A 22,127-nucleotide genomic window follows, 5' to 3' on the forward strand; every position below is an offset into this window, starting at 1 on the left:
TATCCGGGCGCTGCGTCTCGTGGCGGCGCTGGCGGGGCCCCCACCCTGGTCCTCCCCCGCGGCGGGGGAGGGGCGTCTGCCGATCAGACCGTCGCGATGTCGGGGGCGTCGGGGTTCTTCATGCCGACGACGTGGTAGCCGCAATCGACGTGGTGGACCTCGCCCGTCACGCCCGAGGACAGGCCGGACAGCAGGTAGAGCCCCGCGCCGCCCACATCCTCGATCGTCACGTTGCGCTCGAGCGGGGCGTTGTACTGGTTCCACTTCAGGATGTAGCGGAAATCGCCGATGCCGCTCGCCGCCAGCGTCTTGATGGGCCCCGCGCTGATCGCGTTCACCCGGATGCCGGCGCGGCCGAGATCGGCGGCCATGTAGCGGACGGAGGCTTCGAGCGCGGCCTTCGCCACGCCCATCACGTTGTAGTGCGGCGTCACGCGCTCGGCGCCCAGGTAGCTCATCGTCAGCAGCGACCCGCCGGGCTTCATCAGCGGCACCGCGCGCTGCGCGACGGAGACGAAGGAATAGACCGAGATGTCCATCGCCTGCAGGAAGGCGCCGCGCGGCGTGTCCATGTAGCGGCCGCGGAGGAACTGCTTGTCGGCGAAGCCGATGGCGTGGACCAGGAAGTCGATCCCGCCCCATTCGGCCCCCACCCGTTCGAACACCGCGTCCACGCTGGCATCGTCCGCCACGTCGCAGGGCAGCACCAGGCGGGACCCGATGCCCTCCGCCAGCGGCCGCACCCGCTTCTCCAGCGCCTCGCCCTGGTAGGTGAAGCACATCTCGGCGCCTTGCGCGGCCACCGCCTGCGCAATGCCCCAGGCGATGGAGCGGTCATTGGCCACCCCCATCACCACGCCGCGCTTGCCGGCCATCAGCGTGCCCCTCGGCAGGGGCGCGGCGGCAGGGTCGGACGTCTCGGGCTGCGACATGGATGCGGGGACCGGGAGTGGTTGCGGAGGTCGGGGGGTGGTGGCACATGCCCATTCCCCCGGCAAGGGGCGGGCCCCGTCCCTCCGGCCGACAGGAGCACCCGCGTGGACGCCGCCGCCCCGACCCGCACCGCCGCCTCGGACGATCCCATCGCGACCTTCGAGGCCTGGATGGCGGAAGCCGCGCGGTCCGAGCCGAACGACCCGAACGCCGTCTGCCTCGCCACCAGCACGCCCGATGGCCGGCCCTCGGCGCGGATGGTGCTGCTGAAGGGCGTCGATGCCCGGGGCTTCGTCTTCTACACCAACCTCGAAAGCCGCAAGGGTGGCGAACTCGCCGCCAACCCCCATGCCGCGATGTGCTTCCACTGGAAGACGCTCGCCCGCAGCGTGCGCGTCGAGGGGCGGGTGGAGCGGGTGAGCGAGGCGGAGGCGGATGCCTACTACGCGTCGCGCGCGCGGGGCAGCCGCATCGGCGCCTGGGCGTCCCGCCAGTCCCGCCCGCTGGAAGGCCGCTTCGCGCTGGAGAAGGCGGTGGCGGAGCAGACGCTGCGGTTCGGCCTCGGCGAGATCCCACGCCCGCCCTTCTGGTCCGGCTTCCGCCTGCTGCCGGCCCGCATCGAGCTGTGGCGCGACATGCCCTTCCGCCTGCATGAACGGCGCGTCTTCCACCGGCTGGACGACGCGGCCGGCTGGGAGGTCGAGCAGCTCTACCCGTGACCATCCCGCCAGGCCAGGCGGAGGCGGCGGCGCTGCTGCGCCGCCTGACCGGGGCGGAGCCGGTGGAGACCCACATCTCCGCCGTCTTCGTCGGCCGCGACGACGCCTTCAAGCTGAAGAAGGCGGTCGATCTCGGCTTCGTCGACTTCACCACCCCCGCCGCGCGGGAACGCTTCGCCCGGCGGGAGCTGGAGCTGAACCGCCCGCTTGCCCCCGGCATCTACCGCGAGGTGCTGCCCGTGACGCGCGGAGCGGACGGCGCGCCGCGGCTCGGCGGGGCGGGGCCCGTGCTGGACTGGGTGCTGCGGATGGCGCCGGTGCCGGCGGGCGACTTCCTGGATGCGGTGGCGGCCCGTGGCGGGCTCGGCGGCGCGATGCTGGATGCGGTGGCCGAAGCCGTGCTGGCGCTGCACGACGCGGCGCCGGTGGTTTCGGGCGTCGATGCGCCGGGGCGGATGGCCGCCGTGCTGGAGGGCAACCGGCGCAGCTGCCTCGCGGCCGGGCTCGACCCTGCGGCGGTCGGGGCGCTGGCCGACGGCCTTCGCGATGCGCTGGGGCGTCTGGCCCCGGCCATGGCGGCGCGCGCGGCCGCGGGGCGGGTGCGGCGCTGCCACGGGGACCTGCATCTCGGCAACCTGTGCCTTTGGGAGGGGCGGCCCACCCCCTTCGATGCGCTGGAATTCGACGAGGCGCTGGCCACGGTCGATGTCGGCTACGACCTGGCCTTCCTGCTGATGGACCTCGATGTCCGGCTGGACCGCGCGGCGGCCAACCGGGTGATGAACCGCGTCCTGGCGCGTGGCTTCGACATCGGCCTGCTGGCGCCGCTGCCCGCCTGGCTGGCGCTGCGGGCGATGGTGCGCGCGCATGTCGCGGCGAGGCGATCCGGCGCGGCGCCGGGCGGGGAGGGGGCGCGCTACCTCGCCGCCGCCGCGCGCTACCTGGTGGCGGTGCCGCCGCGGCTGGTGGCGGTGGGCGGCCTGCAGGGCACGGGCAAGACGCATCTCGCGCGGCGCCTCGCGCCGCTCATCGGCGTGGCGCCCGGGGCGCTGCACCTGCGGACGGACGAGATCCGCAAGCGCCGCGCGGGGATCGCGCCCGAACGGCCCCTGCCCCCCGCCGCCTATGCCGAGGCGGAGAGCATCGCCGTCCATGCCGAGATGTTCGACGCCGCCCGCCGCGCGCTGGCCGCCGGGCATTCGGTGGTGCTCGACGCGGTGTTCCTGAACCCCGCGCACCGCGCGACCGCGGCCGGGGTGGCGGCCGCCTGCGGCGTGCGTTTCGACGGGTTCTGGCTGGAGGCGCCGGTCGAGCTGCTGCGCGCGCGGGTCGCGGCGCGGCGCGAGGCGGGGCTGCGCGCGCCGGCCGCCCGCGATGCGTCGGATGCCGACGAGGCGGTGCTGATGAACGCGGCGCGGGCGGATGCGGGGGAGATCACCTGGCGTCGCCTGGATGCCACGCGGGACGCTTTCGATGCCGCCTGCAAGGCCATGGCCTTGTCCGGAGCCGCCTGAGGCATAAAGTTACGCGGCAACGGGGCTTCATCGAGGAAGGGGGAGGGCGCGATGGCTTATCGCCGCCTGCTGCTGCCGCTCACCGGGACCGCGGCCGGGGAGGCCGCCATGGCCACCGCGCTGATGGTGGCGCGGATCTGGGACGCGCATCTGCACTGCCTGCATGTGCGCGTCGATGCGCGCGACGTCGCGCCGCTGGCCGGGGAAGGCCTGTCGGGCGCGATGATCGAGGAGATGATGGCCGCGACGGAGCGCGAATCGGGCGAGCGCGCGGGCCGCGTGCGCACGCTGTTCGAGCAGTTCACCGCCACCCATGGCGACGTCACCCTCGCCTCCGATCCCAACACCGCGCTGAAGACGCCGGGCGTCACGCTCAGCTTCGAGGCGATCGCGGGGCGGGAGGAGGACATCGTCGCGCAGCAGTCGCGGCTCTACGACATGGCGGTGGTGCCGCACCCCGAGGCGGACGAGGATGTCAGCAGCTCTGACGCGCTGCACGCCGTGCTGTTCGACAGCGGCCGCCCCGTGCTGATCGCCCCGCGCGTGGCGCCCGCCGTGATCGGCACCCGGGTCTGCATCGCCTGGAACGGCAGCGCGGAAAGCGCGGCGGCCGTCGCCGCGGCGCTGCCCTGGCTGCACCGCGCGCAGGCCGTGCGCATCCTCCATTCCGAGGACTACCAGCGCCGCGGCCCCGGCGCGGACGGCATCCGCGCCTATCTGCGCTGGCACGGGATCGAGGCGGAGGCGGTGCCCTTCAAGCCCGCCACCCGGGAAGTGGGCGCCGGGCTGCTGGGCGCCGCGCGGGACTTCGGCGCGGACCTGATGTGCCAGGGCGCCTACAGCCATTCGCGGCTGCGCCAGCTCATCCTCGGCGGCGTCACGCGCCATGTGCTGGAGAATGCGGACATCCCGGTCCTGATGTGCCGGTGAGGGGGCGGCGCGCCATCACGGCGGTGAATGGCGCCCATCCATCCGGGCCCGGTGCGGACCCGGCACGGCCGCCCCATCTGCCACCCCGACGCGCGGCCGGGCACCCCGGCCGCGCGGATCGGGAGATGCAGCAATGATCGATGTGCGACCCTTCGGCAGCCTCGGCGGCGCCGACCATGGCTGGCTCAAGGCCCGCCACCACTTCTCCTTCGCGAACTACCACGACCCGAAGCGCATGAACTGGGGCCGCCTGCGCGTCTGGAACGACGACGAGATCGCGCCCGGCACCGGCTTCGACGCGCATCCGCATCGCGACATGGAGATCATCACCTATGTCCGCGAGGGCGCGATCACGCATCGCGACAACCTCGGCAACGAGGGCCGGACCGAGGCGGGGGACGTGCAGATCATGTCCGCCGGCACCGGCGTGGTGCATGCCGAGTACAACCTGGAACCCGCCACGACGCGCATCTTCCAGATCTGGATCCTGCCCGACCGCCGCGGCGCGAAGCCGAACTGGGGCGCCAGGTCCTTCCCCAAGGCCGCGCGGGAGGCCGGGTTCGAGGTGCTGGCCTCCGGCCGGCCGGGCGATGACGGGAAGGGCGCGCTGCCGCTCAACGTCGACGGCGCGGTAATGGCGGCGACGCTGGCGAAGGGCCAGACGCTGACCCAGGCGCTCGCCCCCGGCCGCGCCGCCTATCTTGTGCCGGCGCGCGGCGCGGTCACGGTGAACGGCGTGGCACTCGGCGCGCGCGACGGCGCGGGCATCGTGGAGGAGGAGACGATCGCCATCACCGCGACCGAGGATGCGGAACTGGTGATGGTGGAGGTCGCGGCCGAATAGCCACCCTCAGCCCCCGGCCGGCCGCGCGGCGAGGAGGATGCCGATCTCCCGCCGCAGCAGCCCCACCGGGTCGCGCCCCGCGCCGGGGGCGACCAGGGCACGGTGCCCGCCTTCCTCCACCCGGCACCGCGCCCCCTCGATCAGCGCGGAGGCAACCGGCACCAGCCCGTCATTCGGCCCCGCGCCCATGCGTTCCATCCAGCGCGCCAGCGGCGCATGGACGCGGTCGGCGGGGGCCGGGCGGGGGCCGATCGCGGTGGCCAGCGTCGTCACCGGCACCTGCGCGACCAGCGCCGCGACCGCCCCCGCCTTCTCCTCCATCCAGCGGCCCCGCACGGCCGTGGTCAGGTCCTTCACCCCCCGTCCGGTGCCGAGCCGCAGCAGCCGCGCCGCATGGTGGGCCGCCAGCCGCGCGCCGCGCAGCCCCAGCACCAGGTCCGCCAGCGGCGACCCGCGGAAGGGGCATTGCAAGGCCAGGAAGCCGCGGCAGCGCGGCGCGACGCCGGGAAGCAGCAGCGCCGCCAGCGCCTCCAGCCCGCCCTTCGAATGGCCGACCAGCAGCACCGGCGTCGCATCGGCCTCGATCGCCGCGGCGATGCGCGCGGCATTGACGCCGACCGGCGCCACGGTCGGCAGCCGCACCACTTCCGCCGCCACGCCCAGCCCGCGCAGCCAGGCCATCTGCGTCGCCATGTAGTCCATGCCGAGCGGGCGCAGCCCCGCCATCACCTCGCCCAGCAGCCCGTAGCAGACCAGCACCCGCGTCCCGTCCAGCGCGCGGGCGATCGCGGCGTCGGCGGCGTCCTGCATTCAGTCGAGCGCGACGACGAGCTTGCCGAAGTTCCGCCCCTCCAGCAGGCCGATGAAGGCCGCCGGCGCGCCGGCCAGTCCGCGCACCACGTCCTCCTTCCAGCGCAGGCGGCCCGCGCCGATATGGCCCAGCATCTCCGCGCGGAACTCGCGGTAGCGGCGCCAGCCGGTGTCGCCGACGATGAAGCCCTGGATGCGCAGGCGCTTGCGGACAACGGGGCCGAGATTGGGGCCGGGCGGCGCGCCCGCGGCGGCCGCGCCGGGGGCGGTGTTGTACTGCGCGATCATCCCGCACATCACCATCCGCCCGAAATCGTTCAGCCGCGGGAAGACCGCCGCCTGCACCGCGCCGCCGACATTCTCCCAGTACACGTCGATGCCGCCCGGGCAGGCGGCGTCGAGCTGCGCGTCGAGGTCCCCGCGATGGTCCACCGCGGCGTCGAAGGCAAGCTCGCGCAGGATGAAGTCGCACTTGGCCGCGCCGCCCGCGATGCCGACCGCGCGCGCCCCCGCGATGCGCGCGAGCTGCCCCGCCACCTGGCCCACCGCGCCCGAGGCGGCGGAGACGACCACCGTCTCCCCCTCCTTCGGCTCGCCGATGTCGCGCAGCCCGACCCAGGCCGTCAGCCCCGGCATGCCGAGCACGCCCAGCGCGGTGGAGGGCGGCGCCTCGGCCGGGTCGAGCCGGATCAGCGCCTTGCCCGGCCGTGCCGAGAAGCCCTGCCAGCCGAAGCCGCCCAGCACCCAGTCGCCCTCGCGGAACTCGGCATGGCGGCTGGCCGCCACCTGACCCACCGCCTGGCATTCCATGACGCCGCCGATCGGCACCGGCTTCGCATAGGACTTCGCATCGTCCATCCGCCCGCGCTGGTAGGGATCGAGCGAAAGGAAGCGGTGCCGCACCAGGACCTCGCCTTCCGCGGGTTCCGGCAGCGGCGCCTCCTCCAGCCGGAAGTCGTCGGGCACCGGCGCGCCCCTTGGGCGGCGGGCGAGCAGGATCCGGGGATTGGTGTCGGGCATGGGGGCGCTCCTTCGGCGGCATTATTGCCGGGGCGGGGCAGGCTGCGTAAACCGCGGGCAGGGGGCGCGCACGCGACCTTCAGGGGAAACGGCACGCATGACGACACGACGCATCCTTCTCGGGGCCGCGCTGGCCGCGCCGGCGCTGCACGGCGCCGCGGCGCAGCCGGCCTGGCCGGACCGCCCGGTGCGCTTCGTCGTCGCCTTCGCACCGGGCGGCTTCGCCGACCAGATCGGCCGGATGCTGGCCGAACAGCTCGGCCCCATCTGGCGCCAGACCGTGGTGGTGGAGAACCGCGGCGGCGCCGGCGGCAACGTCGCCGCGCAGCAGATCGCGCGCGCGGCGCCCGATGGCTACACCGCGCTCGTCACCACCGGCGCCTTCGCCATCAACCCGACGCTGTCGCGCAACCCCGGCTACCGGCCGGAGGAATTCGCGGCGGCCGCGGTGGTGGCCGGCACGCCGAACCTGTTCGTGGTGCGCGCCGACAGCCCGGTGCGGAGCATGGCCGACCTGGTGGAGCTCGGCCGGCGCCGCCCGGTCAATTACGGCACGGCCGGCGTTGGCGTCGCCGCGCATCTGTCGGCGGAGCTGTTCTTCAAGCGCGTCGGCGGCGTCGATGCGCAGCACATCCCCTACACCGGCGCGGGCCCGGCCATGCTGGCGCTGCTGGCCGGCACCATCGACATGGTCGCCACCTCGCTCCCCTCCGCCGTGCCGCAGGTGCAGGCGGGGCAGGCGCGGGGCCTCGCCGTCACCAGCGACAGGCGGAACGTCGCCATGCCGGACGTGCCGACGGTGGCGGAAGCGGGGTTCGAGCCGCTGGTGGACCTGGCCTGGGTGGCGGTGCTGTTCCCCGCCGCGGTGCCAGCCGCGGTGCTGCAGAAGGTGAATGCCGACGTGGCGCGCGTGATGGCGATGCCCGGCTTCCAGCAGCGGCTCGCCGCCGCCGGCTTCGACCCCATCGGCGGCACGGTGGAGCAGGTGAACGCCTATGTCGCGAACGAGGTCCGCAACTGGCGCGACATCGTACGCATGATCAACGTGCAGATCGACTGAGCCCGCCGCCATGCTGCTGACCCGCGAAGGCCGCCGCATCCATTGCGACCTGCTGGGCGACCTGCCGGGCGATCCGGCCCGGCAGGTCGTCTGCCTCGTCCACTCGCTCGCCGCCGACATGACGATGTGGGCGGAACAGGTGCCCGCGCTGCTGGCCGCCGGCCATGCGGTGCTGCGGGTGGACCTGCGCGGCCATGGCGGCAGCGATGCCCCGCCGGGCCCCTATGCGATGGGCGCGCTGGGCGAGGATGTCGGCTTCGTGCTGGATGCGCTCGGCACCGGTCCTGTGCATTACGTCGGCCTGTCGCTCGGCGGCATGGCGGGGCAGGCGCTGGCGCTGGACCGGCCGGCGATGCTGCGTTCCGTCACCATCTGCGACGCGCTGCCGGAATCGCTCCGCAACGCGGCCGAGGTCTGGGGCCCGCGCATCCGCGCGGTGCGCGCGGCGGGGTCCTGCGCGCCGCTGGCGGAAGCGACGATGGAGCGCTGGCTGACGCCTGCCTACCGCGCCGCGCACCCTGCCCGCTGGGACCAGATCCTGCGCACCATCGCGGCGACGAGCGCCGAGGGCTATGCCGGCTGCGCCGAGGCGATCAGCGACTTCAGCTTCGTCGCCCGCCTGCCCGGTCTCGCCGTGCCCGCGCTGGTCCTCTGCGGCGAGGACGACCACGCTGTCCCGCCCGAGGAGGGGCGGCGCATCGCGGCACTGGTGCCCGACGGGCGCTTCCACGCCATCCCCGGCGCGCGGCACCTGCCGAATGTGGAGAAGCCGGAGGCCTTCAACCGGCTGCTGCTGGAGTGGCTGGCGCGGAACGCGGGGTGAGGCGGGGGCCGGTCAGCTCTCCGCCTCGCGTTCAGCTTCCCGCAGGTAGTCCTCGCTGGTGCGGGTGACGGGGCGCGCGGGGCCGGCATAGGGGTCGACGCCGCCATCGGTGGCGGCGAAGACGCGGCAATTCTCGCACATCCGCAGCACGGCCAGCCGCTTCGGGTCGCGGAACATCCAGTGCCCGCCCTCGGTCAGCTTCCGCGTCACCCGGTCGATCTGCGACTTCACGCCGAAGGGCTTGCCACAGCCCTCGCAGGGGAAGGGCTCCTCCTCCTTCACCACCCTGATCCGCGCGCTTTCGGGCGCCAGGTTCAGGCGCGGGACCAGCGTGATCACGCCTTCCGGGCAGGTCGCGGCGCAGAGCCCGCACTGCACGCAGGCATCCTCCAGGAAGCGGAGCTGCGGCATCTCCGGGTTGGCGCTCAGCGCGCCGGTCGGGCAGACGCTCGTGCAGGCGACGCAGAGCGTGCAGCCCGCGACATCCACCCGCGCCTCGCCGAAGGGGGCGAGGGCGGGCATGGGCAGGACCGCGTCGCGGCGCTGTGCGCCTTCGGCCAGCGCGCGGCCGGCCTGGCGCAGCACCTCGCGCGGGGCGCCCAGGGCGATGAAGGTCGCGGGCGGGAAGGGCAGGCCGCGCCGCGGCAGGGCGGCCAGCGCCTCGCCCAGGGTGAAGGGGTCGTCCGTCTCGATGGTGCCCGCGCGCGGCGCGCCGTGGTCCGGCACGCCGAGCCCGGCCAGCACCTGCCCGCCGAGGTCGAGGTTCCGCAGCACCCCATCGATCCCGTGCGGGCGCCGCGCCCGGGACAGCACCCGCAGCTGCGCCGCGCCCCAGGCGAAGGCCGACAGGACGAAGGCGAGGTCGAGCTGCGACACCTCGTTCACCCGCAGCGGCAGCACGCGCGCCGGCAGCCCCTCGCCATGGCGGGCCAGCGCATCGATCAGCGCATCGCCATGCGCGTCATGCACCAGCAGCAGCGGCGCTTCCCCGCCCCCCGCGCGCAGCGGCGAATCGGAACAGGCCTCGCGATAGGTCAGCAGCAGCGTCCGCAGGCGCTGCAGCAGCGCGCCCGATGGCGGCAGGGCGTAGCCGGCGGCGCCCGTCGGGCAGACGGCGGCGCAGGCGCCGCAGCCCGCGCAGATCTCGGCGGAGATGGCGACGCTGTCCTTCCCCGGCGTGATCGCGCCGGTGGGGCAGAGGTCGAGGCAGCGCGTGCAGCCGGTGCGGCGGTTGCGCGAATGGGCGCAGAGCGCGGCATCGAAGGTCACGAAGCGCGGCTTGTCGAATTCGCCCACCATCTCCGCCGCGCGCGCCACCGCACGCTCCACCGCCGCGGCATCGGCCGGGTCGGCGCGCAGGTAGCCCTGCCGCACCTCATGCGTCGGGAACAGCGGCGCGCCGCCCGACAGGTCCAGGATCACGTCGCAGCGGCTGCGCGCGCCATCCCGCCCCGGCCCCCAGGCATAGGCCGCGCGGGAGGAGGGGCGGGGCATGGCGTAGCCATCCACCACCACCTCGAAATTGCCGAGCCACCCGGTCGCGCCCGCGGCGCGGCCGCGCGCCACCGGGAAATCCGCCGCGCGCAGCGGCGCGACCGGCGCCTGCCCGGTCAGCAGCACCGTCACGTCGAGCGTCGCGGACAGCCGCTCGGCCGCCGCCAGCGCCGCCTCGTCGCGGCCGAGCACGAGGGCGACCCCCTCGCTCCGCAGCGGCACCAGCGCGGTGGGGGGCATCGGCACCGCGGCGGCGGCGATCAGCGCGGCCATCTTCGGCCCGGCCGCCTTCGCCTCGGCCGACCAGCCCGCCGTCTCGCGGATGTTCACGAAGGACAGGTCGCGGGCGAAGCCGGCTTCCTCCGCCTCCTGGGCGAAGAGCGGCGCCTGGGCGGTGCAGGCGACCGTCACCGGCCGAGCCTCCCCCAGCGCCGCGAGGAAGCGGTCGAGCTGCGCGCCGCAGAGCTGCTCCGCCCCCCGCATCTCCCCGTCGCCGGCCCGGGCGCAGCCGCGCGCGACCGCCCGGCCGTCGATCGGCATCGTGTCCTCGCAGGAGCAGACGAAGGTGATGCGCCCGCTCGCGCCGCTGGTGGTGGTCATGTCCGGCCCGGCGTCCCCATCTCGGCACAGGGTCTAGGCCCTGGCCTTCTGCGCGCATATATCCCCGCCGCCCCGCGGTTGCGAGGGAGAGGGGAGAAGCGTTCCGACCGTGCCCACCGCCTCCGCCAGGGCGCCCATCGCCGGCCTGCCCGAACTGCCGAGCGTCTTCACCCCCGTCATCGCCATGCGCGAGGGGGGGGACGCGCTGTCGCGCGCCATCCGGCTGGCGCCGGACAAGGGCGCGGGCACCCTCGTCTGGGTCCGCTCCGCCGCGCGGATCGAGGCGGCGGTGGTGCTGGAGCCGGAACTGATCCTGTCGGCCGCGCGGCCGGCGCTGTTCGCCGCCGCCTCGGCGCTGGCCGACGCGCTGGCCGCCTTCGGCCCGCCGGAGGTGCCGCTGACCTTCGCCTGGCCGGCCACGCTGAAGGTGAACGGCGCCGAGGTCGGCCGCGTCCGCATGGCTTGGCCCGCGGGGGCGGAGGACGGCCAGGTGCCGGCCTGGCTGGTGGTGGCGATGGAGGCGCGGCTCAGCTTCCCGCGCGGCTGGGACCCCGGCCACGGCCTGCACCAGACGGCGCTGGCCGAGGAAGGCTGGGAGGACGACGCCACCTGCCAGGAACTCACCGCCGCCTGGGCCCGGCACCTGATGGCGAACATCGCCGAATGGCAGCGCCCGGCCCCCCATGGAGGGGTGAAGCGCCTTGCCGAACGCTTCCTCGCCCGGCTTGAACGCGACGAGCGCGCCGCGGACGGCCGCCGCGGCATCGACCCCGCAACGGGCGACCTGGTGGTCGAACGCGACGGCGCGCGCCATGTCTGGTCCCTGCGGGACGCGCTCCGGCCGGCGGAGGGCGCATGAGCACGAAGCTGCCGCGCACGCTCCGGCTCGATCCCTCCGACACGCTGATCTTCGACCGCGCGGCGGAGCCGGGCGAATGGGCCGTGCCGGGCGGCTTCGAGTTCTGGGACGAGGACCCCGCCGCCATGGCCGGCAAGCGCCGGCAGGCCTTCCGCGGCGGCTTCCTCGGCCTCGGCTCCTTCGGGTGGTCCACCTTGGTGGAGGTGGCCGAGGCCACGGGCGCGCAGCGCGCCGCCGCGCTGGATGCGCTGGCCGGGCATATCCGCCGCCGGCACGGCGCGCCCGACGACGCCGCCGCCCGCGCCGCGGCGGAGGAGGAGATCGGCTTCGCCGAGAGCATCTGCGACCATCCGCCCGGCACCGTGCTGGCCCTCACCCGCAGCGAGGAGGCGGGGGAGCAGCGCGAACGCTTCCGCACGCTGCACCTGCGCGACACGCCGCACAGCCGCTTCGACACCCTGCCGGTCTTCGGGATCGTGCAGGTCGACGACGCGGAGGAGCCGGTGGAGCACCCGGACCTGACGAAGTTCGCCGCCCGGCGGCGCGCGGAATGACGTTGCGGAGGACGGCGTGAGCGACCACGCGCATCACCACCATCACGCCCATGCCCCCGCCGGCCTGGCGCCCGGGGATTTCTGGGTCGCCTCGGGCCATCACCTCTGCGACCGCGACGAGGAGGGGCGGATCGTCGCCACCGCCGATCTCTGGCGCGCCTTCTGCGCCCGGCCCGAGCTGATGCCGCCCGAGGAGGCCTGCGGGGCGGAACGCGCGCTGCACGCCGCGCTGCTGGACGACCCGCTGCGCGTCGTGACCCCGGCCGAGATCGCGGCCCTGGCGGATGCGGATGCGCGGGAGAACCTGCGCGTCTTCCTCGGCTTCCGCGACCGCGTGCAGGCGCATCCGAGCCTCGAGGCCGCCTGGCTGGCGCTGTTCCGCGAAGGGGTGCAGGGCATCCCGCCCATCTTCCTCCAGATGCTGACGCATCTGGTGGCGCGCGCGGCGCTGGAGGGGGTGGGCGATCCCTTCACGCTCCGCGCGGCCGAACTGCTGTTCCGCCCGCAGCGCGCCGGCATCCACCAGGGTGCGACGCTGCTGGCCGACGAGGAGGTGGTGGACATGCGCGCCGCCTCCGCCGACCTCGGCCCCCTCGGCAACCTGCTGGTGCAGGCCGGGGCGCCGCCGCGGGAGGTGGAGCTCGACGTGCTGACGGAGGAGAACGGGCATCTCTACCGCGGCCGCTCGGACGCGCACGACTTCGCCCTCGACATCGCCGAGGACCGGCCGGGCCAGCACGGGCTGGCGCGCGCGCTGGAACGCTTCATCGGCCATGTGATCGGGGAAGCGGTGACCATCCGCCCGGTGCCGGTGATCGAGGACCGGAACTGGACCTGGCATGTCGGCCTGGATGCCGAGGCGACGGCGATCGCCAACGACCTCTGGCACGGAAAGAAGGTGAGGCAGGAGAGGCTGGCGCGCATCCTCTGGCTCGGCATCCTCGAATTCGGCGACACGGCCCGGGTGCTGCCGAAGGTGGCCGGGAAGCCGGTCTACCTGGCGCTCGCCATGGACGCCGCGCAGAAGCTGCGGATGAAGCCGCAGAACCTGGTCGCGGGCCTGCCGCTGGTGGCGCGGGAGGCCGCGGCGTGAGCGGTGGCGCACGCCCCGGTGTCAGCCCCGACGCGCTGTTCCTGCCGGTCGGCGTGCTGGTGGAACGCCGCCCCGCGGTCAGCCGCTGGGCGGACCATGTCTGGCGCGCGGTGGAGGTGCTGGAGGACGCGCCCGAGGTGCCGCCCTGGACGGTGCTGCGCGAGGAGGCCGGCCGCACGCTGTTCTTCGCGGGCCTGGCCGAGGTGGAGCTGCACCCCACCGACACGTCCAACTACAAGCACAACCTGGAAGCGGCGACGCCGCTTGTCTGGGTGATCCTGCGCCCGGCGGCGGAGACGCCCTCGGGCTGGCGCCTGCAGACCGTGACGGTCGATCCGGGCGAGGCGCATGTGCATGCCGATGTCGGCGCGGACCTGCTGGAGTCGCTGCCCATGCCGCCGGGGCTGCGCGCCGTCACCGCCGGGTTCGTCGCGCGCCACCACAAGGAACGCGGATTCTGGAAGCGCAAGCGAGACCAGGCCGACCCCGAGGCGCTGGCCCGCCGCCCGCGGGAGGAGGAGGAATGAGCGGCGAGGGCTTCCTCGCCCGCTGGTCCCGCCGCAAGCGCGGCGCGGCGGAGGAGATCGAGGAGGCAGCGGCCCCGGCCCCGGCGGAGCCGCCGGTGGCGCCCGAAACGCCGCCCGCCGCGGAGCCGATGCCGGTCGAACTGCCCGCCGAGGCCCCGCCCGCGGGATCGCCCCCGGCCGCCTGCCCGGTGCCGGGGGTGGCGGAGATCGACGCCGCCAGCCTTCCAAGGATCGAGGACCTGACCGCGGCCAGCGACCTCGGCCCCTTCCTCCGCCCCGGCGTGCCGGCGGCGCTGCGCTCCGCGGCGCTGCGGCGGATGTGGAGCGTCGATCCGGCGATCCGCGACTTCATCGGCTGCGTCGACTACCAGTGGGACTTCAACACGCCGGGCGGCCTGCCCTTCGGATTCGCCGCGGAACTGGGCGGCGACGCGGCGAAGCTGCTGGCGCAGGCGATCGGCCTTGGCGAGGATGGGGCGCCGCACCGCGCGGCCGAGGCGCCCGCGCCCGACGCCGCTGCGGCGGAGGCGAGTGCCGAGGCCCCGGCGCCCGCCGAGCCGCCACCCGCGCCCGAGCCGTCGGCCGAAGCGGCGGCGCCGGTCGAGGAGCCGCAGCCGGAACCCTCCACCCCCCGCCGACGCCACGGGTCGGCCCTGCCGGCCTGATTCAAGCAAGTTTCGTTGCTGGTGCCGGATCATCTTGCCAATGTCCGACCATTGCGGTTGGATAGGGGGATGGGAGGCGGGCTTTCGCGCCGCCAAGGGTTCCGCTAGAGGCCGCGAAGTTTCGCATTCGTGAAGTTGGGATGACAGGGCAGGAAACGACTCCTCCGGACGCGGTGGATGCCGAGCGTGCGCGATTGTTCGCGCTGCTTGGCCGCTTGCTGGGTGCCGCACCGGATGCGGGGCTCCTTGCCCGGCTGCGCCTGCTGCGCGGCGGCGCGGGCGAGCTGGGCGACGCCTATGCCGAGCTGGCACGCGCCGCGGAGATCTCGGCCGAGGCGGTCGAGCGCGAGTATTTCAACCTGTTCATCGGAGTCGGGAGGGGCGAGCTGCTGCCCTACGCCTCCTACTACCTCACGGGCTTCCTGCATGAGCGTCCGCTGGCCGACCTGCGCGGCGACCTCGCCCGGCTCGGCATCGAACGCGCCGAGGGCGTGCCGGAGCCCGAGGACCACATCGCCTTCCTGTGCGAGACCTTCGCCGGCCTGATCGCCAACGCCTTCGCGGCCGGGCCCGAGGAGGCGGCACCCTTTTTCGCGCGCCACATCCGGCCCTGGGCGGCGCGCTTCTGCACCGACCTCGAAGGTGCGGAGGCGGCGCGATTCTACCGCGCCGTGGGGCGGCTCGGCCGGCTCGCGGTGGAACTGGAAGCTGCCGCTGCGGACCTGCCGGTCTGAGCGGCGACGACAACACTCATTCCGAATGGAGGAGGCTGGGACGATGAGCGGAGCTGGGGAGGAGAAGGCGGTGCGCCGCGGATTCCTGAAGGCGCTCGGCCTTGGCACGGCGGCCGCCGCGGCGGCCGCGCCGGCGCTGGCGCAGCGCGCCGACAGCGTGCCCGCGCGCGACGCCCGGAAGGAGGGCGAGCAGCAGCGCGTCGCGGCCCGCTACCAGCCGAATTCGGCTGGCGTGCAGGCCTTCTACCGCACCAACCGCTACGAATAACGACCGGGAGAAAGCGCCGATGCTCATCAAGCGCTCCGAAGGCCGCGCCGCGCGGCAGCGGCTGTCCGCCGCCTATCAGGGGCTGTCCTCCGGCGGGCTCGACCGCCGCTCCTTCCTGCGCCATGCCGGCTTCGGCGCGGCGGGCCTTGCCGCGCTCGGCGCGCTCGCGCCCCGCCGCGCGCAGGCGGCCGGCGCCGCGACGGGGGTGATCAACCACGCCCAGCCGGTGCAGCGCATCCGCAACATCTGCACCCACTGCTCGGTCGGCTGCACCGTCGTCGCGGAAGTGCAGAACGGCGTCTGGGTCGGGCAGGAGCCCGCCTGGGAATCGCCGATCAACCGCGGCACGCATTGCGCCAAGGGCGCGTCGGTGCGCGAGCTGGTGCATGGCGACCGCCGCCTGAAGTTCCCGATGAAGCTCGTCAACGGCGAGTGGACGCGCACCACCTGGGACGTGGCGCTGCGCGAGATCGCGGAGAAGATGGTGCAGATCCGCGCCCGGTCCGGCGCCGATTCGGTCTTCTGGCTGGGCAGCGCCAAGTTCTCGAACGAGGGCGCCTACCTGTTCCGCAAGTTCGCGGCCTTCTGGGGCACCAACTCGGTCGACCACCAGGCGCGCATCTGCCACTCCACCACGGTGGCGGGCGTGGCCAACACCTGGGGCTACGGCGCGCAGACCAACAGCTACAACGACATCCGCAATTCCAGGACCATGATCATCATGGGCGGGAATCCGGCGGAAGCGCATCCGGTGAGCCTCCAGCACGTCCTGTCGGGCAAGGAGCGGAACCGGGCCAACCTCATCGTCATCGATCCGCGCTACACGCGCACCGCCGCGCATGCGAACGAGTATGTCCGCATCCGCCCGGGCACCGACATCCCGGTGATCTGGGGCATGCTGTGGCACATCTTCCAGAATGGCTGGGAGGACAAGGAGTTCATCCGCCAGCGGGTCTTCGGCATGGACGAGGTCCGCGCCGAGGTCGCCAAGTGGACCCCGCAGGAGGTCGAGCGCGTCACCGGCGTGCCGGGTGACCAGCTGCGGAAGGTGGCGCAGATGTTCGCCACCCAGAAGCCCGCGACGCTGATCTGGTGCATGGGCGCGACGCAGAAGACGGTCGGCACCGCCAATGTCCGCGCCTATTCCATCCTGCTGCTGGCCACCGGCAATGTCGGCGCCGAGGGCACGGGCGCCAACATCTTCCGCGGCCATTGCAACGTGCAGGGCGCGTCCGACTTCGGGCTCGATGTCGGCACGCTGCCGGCCTATTACGGCCTGGACGAGACGGCGTGGCGCCACTGGTCGCGCGTCTGGGGCATGTCCTTCGAGGACATGCGCGCGCGCTTCGACACGCCGCAGATGATGAACACGCCCGGCATCCCGTCCACCCGCTACCTGGACGCGGTGCTGCTGCCCCGCGACCAGGTGCAGCAGAAGGACAACACCAAGGGCATGATCGTCTTCGGCCACGGCGGCAACACCGTGACCCGCATGCCCGAGGCCGCGCGCGCGCTGGAGGCGCTGGAACTGCTGGTGGTCGCCGACCCGCACCCCACCACCTTCGCGATGCAGTCCGGCCGGCGCAACGACACCTACCTCCTGCCGATCTGCACGCAGTTCGAATGCGACGGCAGCCGCACCTCCTCCAACCGGTCGGTCCAGTGGGGATCGAAGGTCGTCAACCCGATCTTCGAGAGCCGCACGGACTACGAGGTGATGTACCGCCTCGCCGGCGCGCTCGACGCGGCGGCGGCGCGGCAGGGGCAGCCGGTCCGCTTCCAGGCCGACATGTTCAAGGCCTTCGAGATCCGCGACAACGCGCCGACGGCCGAGAGCATCCTGCGCGAGATCAACCGCGGCGCCTGGGGCAGCGGCTATTCCGGTATCAGCCCGGAACGGCTGAAGCTGCACCAGCAGCACCAGGACAAGTTCGACCTGGTGACGCTGCGCGCCCGCGCCGACGCGCCGGCCGAGATCCGCGGCGACTACTACGGCCTGCCCTGGCCCTGCTGGGGCACGCCGGAGATGCGCCACCCCGGCAGCCACATCCTCTACAACACGAACCTGCACGTGAAGGAGGGCGGCGGCAGCTTCCGCCCGCGCTTCGGCGTGGAGCGCAACGGCACGACGCTGCTGGCGGAGGGGTCCTGGTCCAAGGGCTCCGACATCCAGGACGGCTATCCGGAATTCACCGTGGCGGTGCTGAAGCGGCTTGGCTGGTACGACGAGCTGACGGCGGCGGAGAAGGCCTCCATCGCGGAAGTCGGCACCGGCCTCGGCGGCGAGGACCGGGTGTCCTGGATGACGGATATGTCGGCCGGCATCATCCGGGTTGCGCTGGAACACGGCTGCTCGCCCTTCGGGAACGGCAAGGCCCGCGCGGTGGCGTGGAACCTGCCCGACCCGGTGCCCGTCCACCGCGAGCCGATCTACACGCCGCGCACCGACCTGCTCGCGCAGTATCCGACCCTGCCGGACCGCCGCGGCTTCCGCCTGCCGCATCTCGGCCAGTCCGTGCAGAACCGCTCGCGCGAGGTGGCGCGGGACTTCCCGATCGTGCTGACCTCCGGCCGCCTGGTCGAATACGAGGGCGGCGGCGAGGAGACGCGGTCGAACAAGTGGCTCGCCGAGCTGCAGCAGGACATGTTCGTCGAGATCAACCCGCGCGACGCGGCCGAACGCAACATCCGCGACGGCCAGTGGGTGTGGGTCTCAGGGCCCGAGAACAATGCCCGCGCGCGGGTGAAGGCGCTGGTGACGGAACGCGTGGGGCGCGGCGTCGCCTTCATGCCCTTCCATTTCGGCGGCTGGTTCCAGGGCGAGGACCGGCGCGCGCGCTACCCGCGCGGCGCGGACCCGATCGTGCTCGGCGAATCGGTGAACGTCCTGACCACCTACGGCTACGACCCGGTGACCTTCATGCAGGAAACGAAGGTCACGCTCTGCCAGATCCGTGCGGCTTGAGGGGGAGCACGAACCATGGCCCGCATGAAGTTCCTCTGCGACAGCGACCGTTGCATCGAGTGCAACGCCTGCGTCACCGCCTGCAAGAACGAGCACGAGGTGCCCTGGGGCATCAACCGGCGCCGCGTCGTCACCATCAATGACGGCAAGCCCGGCGAACGCTCGATCTCGATGGCCTGCATGCACTGCACCGACGCGCCCTGCGCGGCGGTGTGCCCGACCTCGTGCTTCTACACGACCGCGGATGCGATCGTGCTGCACGACAAGGACACCTGCATCGGCTGCGGCTATTGCTTCTACGCCTGCCCCTTCGGCGCGCCGCAGTATCCGCGCGTCGGCAACTTCGGCAGCCGCGGCAAGATGGACAAGTGCACCTACTGCGCGGGCGGCCCGCAGGCGGACAATGCCAGCGTGGAATACGTGCAGTACGGCGCGAACCGCCTGGCGGAAGGCAAGCTCCCGATCTGCGCCGAGATGTGCTCGACCAAGGCGCTGCTCGCCGGTGACGGCGACATGATCGCCAGCATCTACCGCGAACGCGTCCAGCGCCGCGGCTATGGCGCCGGCGCCTGGGGCTGGCGCACCGCCTACAAGGAAACGCTCAGCGTCTGAGGATACGGGGCAGGGGGTGCGGCGACGCACCCCCGGTCTTCCTGGGGGAACACAGATGATCGCACGCATCCTCGCCGCGCTGGCGCTGGCCGTCACACTCGGCCTCGCCACGCCGGCCGCCGTCGCGCAGCCGGTGGGCGGCCCGGTGGTCGGCACGCCGACCAACCCGGTCGCGCCCAACGCCACGGCCGACGAACTCGAACTGCAGAAGGCGCTGACCGGCGGCCGCATCGCCGGACGCGGCACCATCCCGGACACGCAGGCGGCCAGCCTGATCCAGCCCGCCGGGCGCGACTGGCGCGACTTCCACAACCGCACCCTGACCTGGGTCGGCGGCATCGCCGTGCTCGGCATGGTCGCCATCATCGCGGTCTTCTACTTCAGCAAGGGCCGCATCGGCATCGATGGCGGGCGGTCCGGCCGGACCATCCAGCGCTTCAACCTGTTCGAGCGCGCGGCCCACTGGATGACGGCGACGACCTTCATCGTGCTCGCGCTCACCGGCCTGAACCTGACCTTCGGCCGCTACCTGCTGCTGCCGCTGATCGGGCCGGAAGCCTTCGCGACGCTGGCGGCCTGGGGGAAGATCTCGCACAACTACCTGGCCTTCCCCTTCACGCTCGGCATCGTGCTGCTGCTGCTGATCTGGGTGAAGGACAACATCCCGAACAAGGTGGACATCGCCTGGTTCGCCAGCGGCGGCGGGCTGCTGGGCAAGGGGCATCCGGCGGCGGGCCGCTTCAACGGCGGCCAGAAGATGGTGTTCTGGATCACCGTCATCGGCGGCACGCTGGTCGCCGTCTCCGGCTATGTCCTGATCTTCCCCTTCTGGGCCACCGACATCGCCGGGCAGCAGCTGGCGCACATCGTCCACGGCGTCGTGTCGGTGCTGATGATCGCGGCGATGATCGGCCACATCTACATCGGCTCCGTCGGGATGGAGGGCGCGTTCGATGCGATGGGCTCCGGCCAGGTGGACCTGAACTGGGCCAAGGAACACCACAGCCTCTGGGTCGAGGAGGAGATGTCGAAGGCCCGCCAGACCGTCGCCCCGCCCGGCGCGAAGGTCGCCGGCGCGGACTGACCCGCGCGACCCTCGATCGCTGCCTCGCCCTCCCCCGCCCTCGGGGGAGGGCTTTCCTTTTTCGGGAACCCCGCCCTTGCGCCTGATCGGACTGGCCGGCTGGAGCGGCGCCGGCAAGACCACGCTGATGACGCGCCTGATCCCGGAACTCGCCGGGCGCGGCGTCTCCGTCTCGACGCTCAAGCACGCGCATCACGCCTTCGACATCGACCGTCCCGGCAAGGACAGCTACGAGCACCGCAGCGCCGGCGCGCGGCAGGTGCTGGTCGCCTCGGCGAAGCGTTGGGCGCTGATGACCGAATTGCGCGACGCGCCGGAGCCGCCATTGGCGGAACTGCTGCGCCAGCTCTCCCCGGTCGACCTGGTGATCGTGGAAGGCTTCAAGCGCGACGGCCACCCGAAGCTGGAGGTCCACCGCGCCGCCAACGGCAAGCCCTGGCTGCACCCGGACGACCCCGCCATCGCCGCCATCGCGTCGGATGTCGCCCCGCCATCCGGCCGCCTGCCGCGGGCGCATCTGGACGGGATCGGGGCGATCGCAGACCTGGTGCTGGCGCATGCGGCGCCGATCGAAGGCTTCCTCGCGCGCGGCTGACGTGGCATCGGGGCAGCCATGGCCCAGTTGAGCGACGACTGCTTCGCCTTCGGCGGCAAGCTCCTCTCGGTGGAGGAGGCGCAGGCGCTGATCGCGACCCGCATCCCCGCCCTGCCGGGAAGCGAAGGGGTGCCCCTGCGCGCCGCCCTCGGCCGCGTGCTGGCGGAGGACCTGCGCGCGCCGGTCGCGCTGCCGCCCTTCTTCAACTCCGCGGTCGACGGCTACGCCTTCCGCCATGAAGACCTTGCGGCGGCGGGGGAGACGCGGTTGCCCGTGGCGGCGCGGCTGCAGGCGGGGCAACGCGCCGCACCGGTGGCCCCCGGCACGGCGGTCCGCATCTTCACCGGCGCGCCGATGCCGCCCGGCGCCGACACGGTGATGATGCAGGAGGATGCGCGGGAGGAGGGCGGCGCGGTGCTGCTCGCCGCCGGGCTTGCGCGCGGGGCCAATTGCCGGCCCGCGGGCGAGGATGTGGCGCTGGGCGAGGTCGCGCTGGAGGAGGGGCGGCGCCTGACGGCGCCCGATCTCGGCCTGGCCGCCGCGCTCGGCATGGCGGCGCTGCCGGTGCGCCCCCTGCTGCGCGTCGGCGTCTTCTCCACCGGCGACGAACTGGCCGAGCCCGGCGCCGCGCTCGGCCCCGCGAAGACCTACGACTCGAACCGCTTCACGCTGATGGCGCTGCTCGCCTCGCTGCCCGTCGCGGTGGACGACCTCGGCATCCTGCCGGACGACGCGGTGGCGACCGCGGCGGCGCTGGCCGGGGCGGCGGCGACGCATGACCTGCTGCTGACCTCGGGCGGCGTCTCGACCGGGGAGGCGGACCATGTGAAGGCCGCCATCGAGGGCGGTGGGCGCTTGGTGTTCTGGCGCCTGGCCATCAAGCCAGGTCGGCCCGCGGCGATGGGCCTCATCGCCGGGACGCCGGTGGTGGGGCTGCCCGGCAACCCCGTGGCGGCGGTGGTCACCTTCCTGCACCTGGCGCGGCCGCTGATCCTGCGCCTGGCCGGCGCGGCAGCCGAAACCCTGCCGCGCTTCCGGGCGGAAGCGGACTTCGCCTATCGGAAGAAGGCCGGACGGCGCGAATATGTCCGCGTCAGCCTGCTGCCCGGCGCGGCGCTCCCCGTGGCGCGCAAGTATCCACGGGAAGGGGCGGGGCTGCTCACGTCCCTGACCCAGTCCGACGCCTTCGCCGAACTGCCGGAGGAGGTGACGCAGGTGGCCCCGGGCGACAGCGTGACGGTGCTGCCCTTCCGTGCGGTGTTCTGAGCGCCGGCGGCGCTACAGGCGCACGCCTTCGGTCGTGAAGCGCTGCTCGGCGCTCTGCTGGAAGTTCAGGTCCAGCACGGCATAGGCGCCGAAGGCGATGACGATGGCGGCGACCGCGCCGACGAGAATGGACTTCATGGCGGCGTCTCCCCGGAAAA

23 protein-coding genes are annotated in these 22,127 nt (G+C 73.5%); 18 read left to right on the forward strand and 5 right to left on the reverse strand.

Annotated elements, in window-relative coordinates:
* Positions 1–83: 83 nt before the first annotated feature.
* Positions 84–932, reverse strand: coding sequence for an enoyl-ACP reductase FabI (gene fabI / locus ACK8OX_RS01100; RefSeq protein ID WP_430662062.1), 849 nt, complete (start codon positions 930–932; stop codon positions 84–86).
* Between the two features lie 171 nt (positions 933–1,103).
* Here fabI and pdxH point away from each other — a divergent pair, with 171 nt between their 5' ends.
* From pdxH to ACK8OX_RS01120, 4 genes are all read left to right on the forward strand, one after another.
* Positions 1,104–1,652: a pyridoxamine 5'-phosphate oxidase gene (pdxH, locus tag ACK8OX_RS01105; RefSeq protein ID WP_430662190.1), complete on the forward strand. Its 549-nt coding sequence runs from the start codon at positions 1,104–1,106 to the stop codon at positions 1,650–1,652.
* On the forward strand, positions 1,649–3,166 hold the full coding sequence (locus ACK8OX_RS01110; RefSeq protein ID WP_430662063.1) for an AAA family ATPase: 1,518 nt from the start codon (positions 1,649–1,651) through the stop codon (positions 3,164–3,166). Before pdxH ends, ACK8OX_RS01110 begins: the two co-directional genes overlap by 4 nt.
* A 51-nt stretch (positions 3,167–3,217) precedes the next feature.
* Entirely contained in the window at positions 3,218–4,096 is an 879-nt protein-coding gene (locus tag ACK8OX_RS01115; RefSeq protein WP_430662064.1) for a universal stress protein, read from the forward strand.
* Positions 4,097–4,229: 133 nt separating this feature from the next.
* Positions 4,230–4,940: a pirin family protein gene (locus ACK8OX_RS01120; protein WP_430662065.1), complete on the forward strand. Its 711-nt coding sequence runs from the start codon at positions 4,230–4,232 to the stop codon at positions 4,938–4,940.
* A gap of 6 nt (positions 4,941–4,946) precedes the next feature.
* Here ACK8OX_RS01120 and ACK8OX_RS01125 read toward each other — a convergent pair whose 3' ends face one another.
* A complete protein-coding gene (locus tag ACK8OX_RS01125) occupies positions 4,947–5,750 on the reverse strand; it encodes a hypothetical protein (protein WP_430662066.1) in 804 nt (267 codons plus the stop codon).
* On the reverse strand, positions 5,751–6,770 hold the full coding sequence (locus ACK8OX_RS01130; protein ID WP_430662067.1) for an NADP-dependent oxidoreductase: 1,020 nt from the start codon (positions 6,768–6,770) through the stop codon (positions 5,751–5,753). It abuts the gene before it with no gap.
* Positions 6,771–6,867: 97 nt separating this feature from the next.
* On the opposite strand from ACK8OX_RS01130, the gene ACK8OX_RS01135 reads away from it, so the two are divergent.
* Both ACK8OX_RS01135 and ACK8OX_RS01140 read left to right on the forward strand, forming a co-directional pair.
* Complete coding sequence (locus ACK8OX_RS01135; RefSeq protein ID WP_430662068.1) at positions 6,868–7,830, forward strand: tripartite tricarboxylate transporter substrate-binding protein; 963 nt, start codon at positions 6,868–6,870, stop codon at positions 7,828–7,830.
* Between the two features lie 10 nt (positions 7,831–7,840).
* Positions 7,841–8,653 (forward strand): alpha/beta fold hydrolase, encoded by an 813-nt coding sequence (locus tag ACK8OX_RS01140; protein ID WP_430662069.1) that lies wholly within the window; start codon positions 7,841–7,843, stop codon positions 8,651–8,653.
* Positions 8,654–8,665: 12 nt separating this feature from the next.
* Here the strand turns inward: ACK8OX_RS01140 and ACK8OX_RS01145 are convergent, their stop codons facing one another.
* On the reverse strand, positions 8,666–10,747 hold the full coding sequence (locus ACK8OX_RS01145) for a 4Fe-4S dicluster domain-containing protein (RefSeq protein ID WP_430662070.1): 2,082 nt from the start codon (positions 10,745–10,747) through the stop codon (positions 8,666–8,668).
* Between the two features lie 109 nt (positions 10,748–10,856).
* Between ACK8OX_RS01145 and ACK8OX_RS01150 the strand changes: the two genes are divergently transcribed.
* From ACK8OX_RS01150 to ACK8OX_RS01205, 12 genes are all read left to right on the forward strand, one after another.
* Positions 10,857–11,606, forward strand: a complete 750-nt coding sequence (locus ACK8OX_RS01150) for a biotin/lipoate--protein ligase family protein (protein WP_430662071.1) — start codon at positions 10,857–10,859, stop codon at positions 11,604–11,606.
* The gene (locus tag ACK8OX_RS01155) at positions 11,603–12,160 is read left to right on the forward strand and encodes a DUF6505 family protein (RefSeq protein WP_430662072.1); all 558 of its coding nucleotides are present in this window, start codon (positions 11,603–11,605) and stop codon (positions 12,158–12,160) included. Before ACK8OX_RS01150 ends, ACK8OX_RS01155 begins: the two co-directional genes overlap by 4 nt.
* A gap of 16 nt (positions 12,161–12,176) precedes the next feature.
* Complete coding sequence (locus ACK8OX_RS01160; protein ID WP_430662073.1) at positions 12,177–13,253, forward strand: DUF6352 family protein; 1,077 nt, start codon at positions 12,177–12,179, stop codon at positions 13,251–13,253.
* On the forward strand, positions 13,250–13,780 hold the full coding sequence (locus ACK8OX_RS01165; RefSeq protein ID WP_430662074.1) for a DUF3305 domain-containing protein: 531 nt from the start codon (positions 13,250–13,252) through the stop codon (positions 13,778–13,780). The genes ACK8OX_RS01160 and ACK8OX_RS01165 overlap by 4 nt, the downstream gene beginning before the upstream one ends.
* Positions 13,777–14,445, forward strand: coding sequence for a DUF3306 domain-containing protein (locus tag ACK8OX_RS01170; protein ID WP_430662075.1), 669 nt, complete (start codon positions 13,777–13,779; stop codon positions 14,443–14,445). The genes ACK8OX_RS01165 and ACK8OX_RS01170 overlap by 4 nt, the downstream gene beginning before the upstream one ends.
* 140 nt (positions 14,446–14,585) lie before the next feature.
* On the forward strand, positions 14,586–15,179 hold the full coding sequence (locus ACK8OX_RS01175) for a TorD/DmsD family molecular chaperone (protein ID WP_430662076.1): 594 nt from the start codon (positions 14,586–14,588) through the stop codon (positions 15,177–15,179).
* A 43-nt stretch (positions 15,180–15,222) separates the two neighbouring features.
* Entirely contained in the window at positions 15,223–15,447 is a 225-nt protein-coding gene (locus ACK8OX_RS01180; protein ID WP_430662077.1) for a twin-arginine translocation signal domain-containing protein, read from the forward strand.
* A gap of 19 nt (positions 15,448–15,466) precedes the next feature.
* The gene (locus tag ACK8OX_RS01185; RefSeq protein ID WP_430662078.1) at positions 15,467–18,412 is read left to right on the forward strand and encodes a formate dehydrogenase subunit alpha; all 2,946 of its coding nucleotides are present in this window, start codon (positions 15,467–15,469) and stop codon (positions 18,410–18,412) included.
* 15 nt (positions 18,413–18,427) lie between these two features.
* Complete coding sequence (gene fdh3B / locus ACK8OX_RS01190; RefSeq protein WP_430662079.1) at positions 18,428–19,024, forward strand: formate dehydrogenase FDH3 subunit beta; 597 nt, start codon at positions 18,428–18,430, stop codon at positions 19,022–19,024.
* 55 nt (positions 19,025–19,079) lie between these two features.
* On the forward strand, positions 19,080–20,108 hold the full coding sequence (locus tag ACK8OX_RS01195) for a formate dehydrogenase subunit gamma (RefSeq protein ID WP_430662080.1): 1,029 nt from the start codon (positions 19,080–19,082) through the stop codon (positions 20,106–20,108).
* 76 nt (positions 20,109–20,184) lie between these two features.
* Positions 20,185–20,703 carry a molybdopterin-guanine dinucleotide biosynthesis protein B gene (gene mobB, locus ACK8OX_RS01200; RefSeq protein WP_430662081.1) on the forward strand — a complete coding sequence of 173 codons (519 nt, stop codon included), beginning with the start codon at positions 20,185–20,187 and terminating at the stop codon, positions 20,701–20,703.
* 18 nt (positions 20,704–20,721) lie between these two features.
* A complete protein-coding gene (locus ACK8OX_RS01205) occupies positions 20,722–21,969 on the forward strand; it encodes a molybdopterin molybdotransferase MoeA (RefSeq protein WP_430662082.1) in 1,248 nt (415 codons plus the stop codon).
* A 12-nt stretch (positions 21,970–21,981) separates the two neighbouring features.
* On the opposite strand, the gene ACK8OX_RS01210 is transcribed toward ACK8OX_RS01205, so the two are convergent.
* Positions 21,982–22,107 carry a hypothetical protein gene (locus ACK8OX_RS01210; RefSeq protein WP_430662083.1) on the reverse strand — a complete coding sequence of 42 codons (126 nt, stop codon included), beginning with the start codon at positions 22,105–22,107 and terminating at the stop codon, positions 21,982–21,984.
* Between the last annotated feature and the right edge of the window lie 20 nt (positions 22,108–22,127).

Source organism: Falsiroseomonas sp. CW058 (assembly GCF_050563535.1).
GTDB lineage: Bacteria > Pseudomonadota > Alphaproteobacteria > Acetobacterales > Acetobacteraceae > Falsiroseomonas.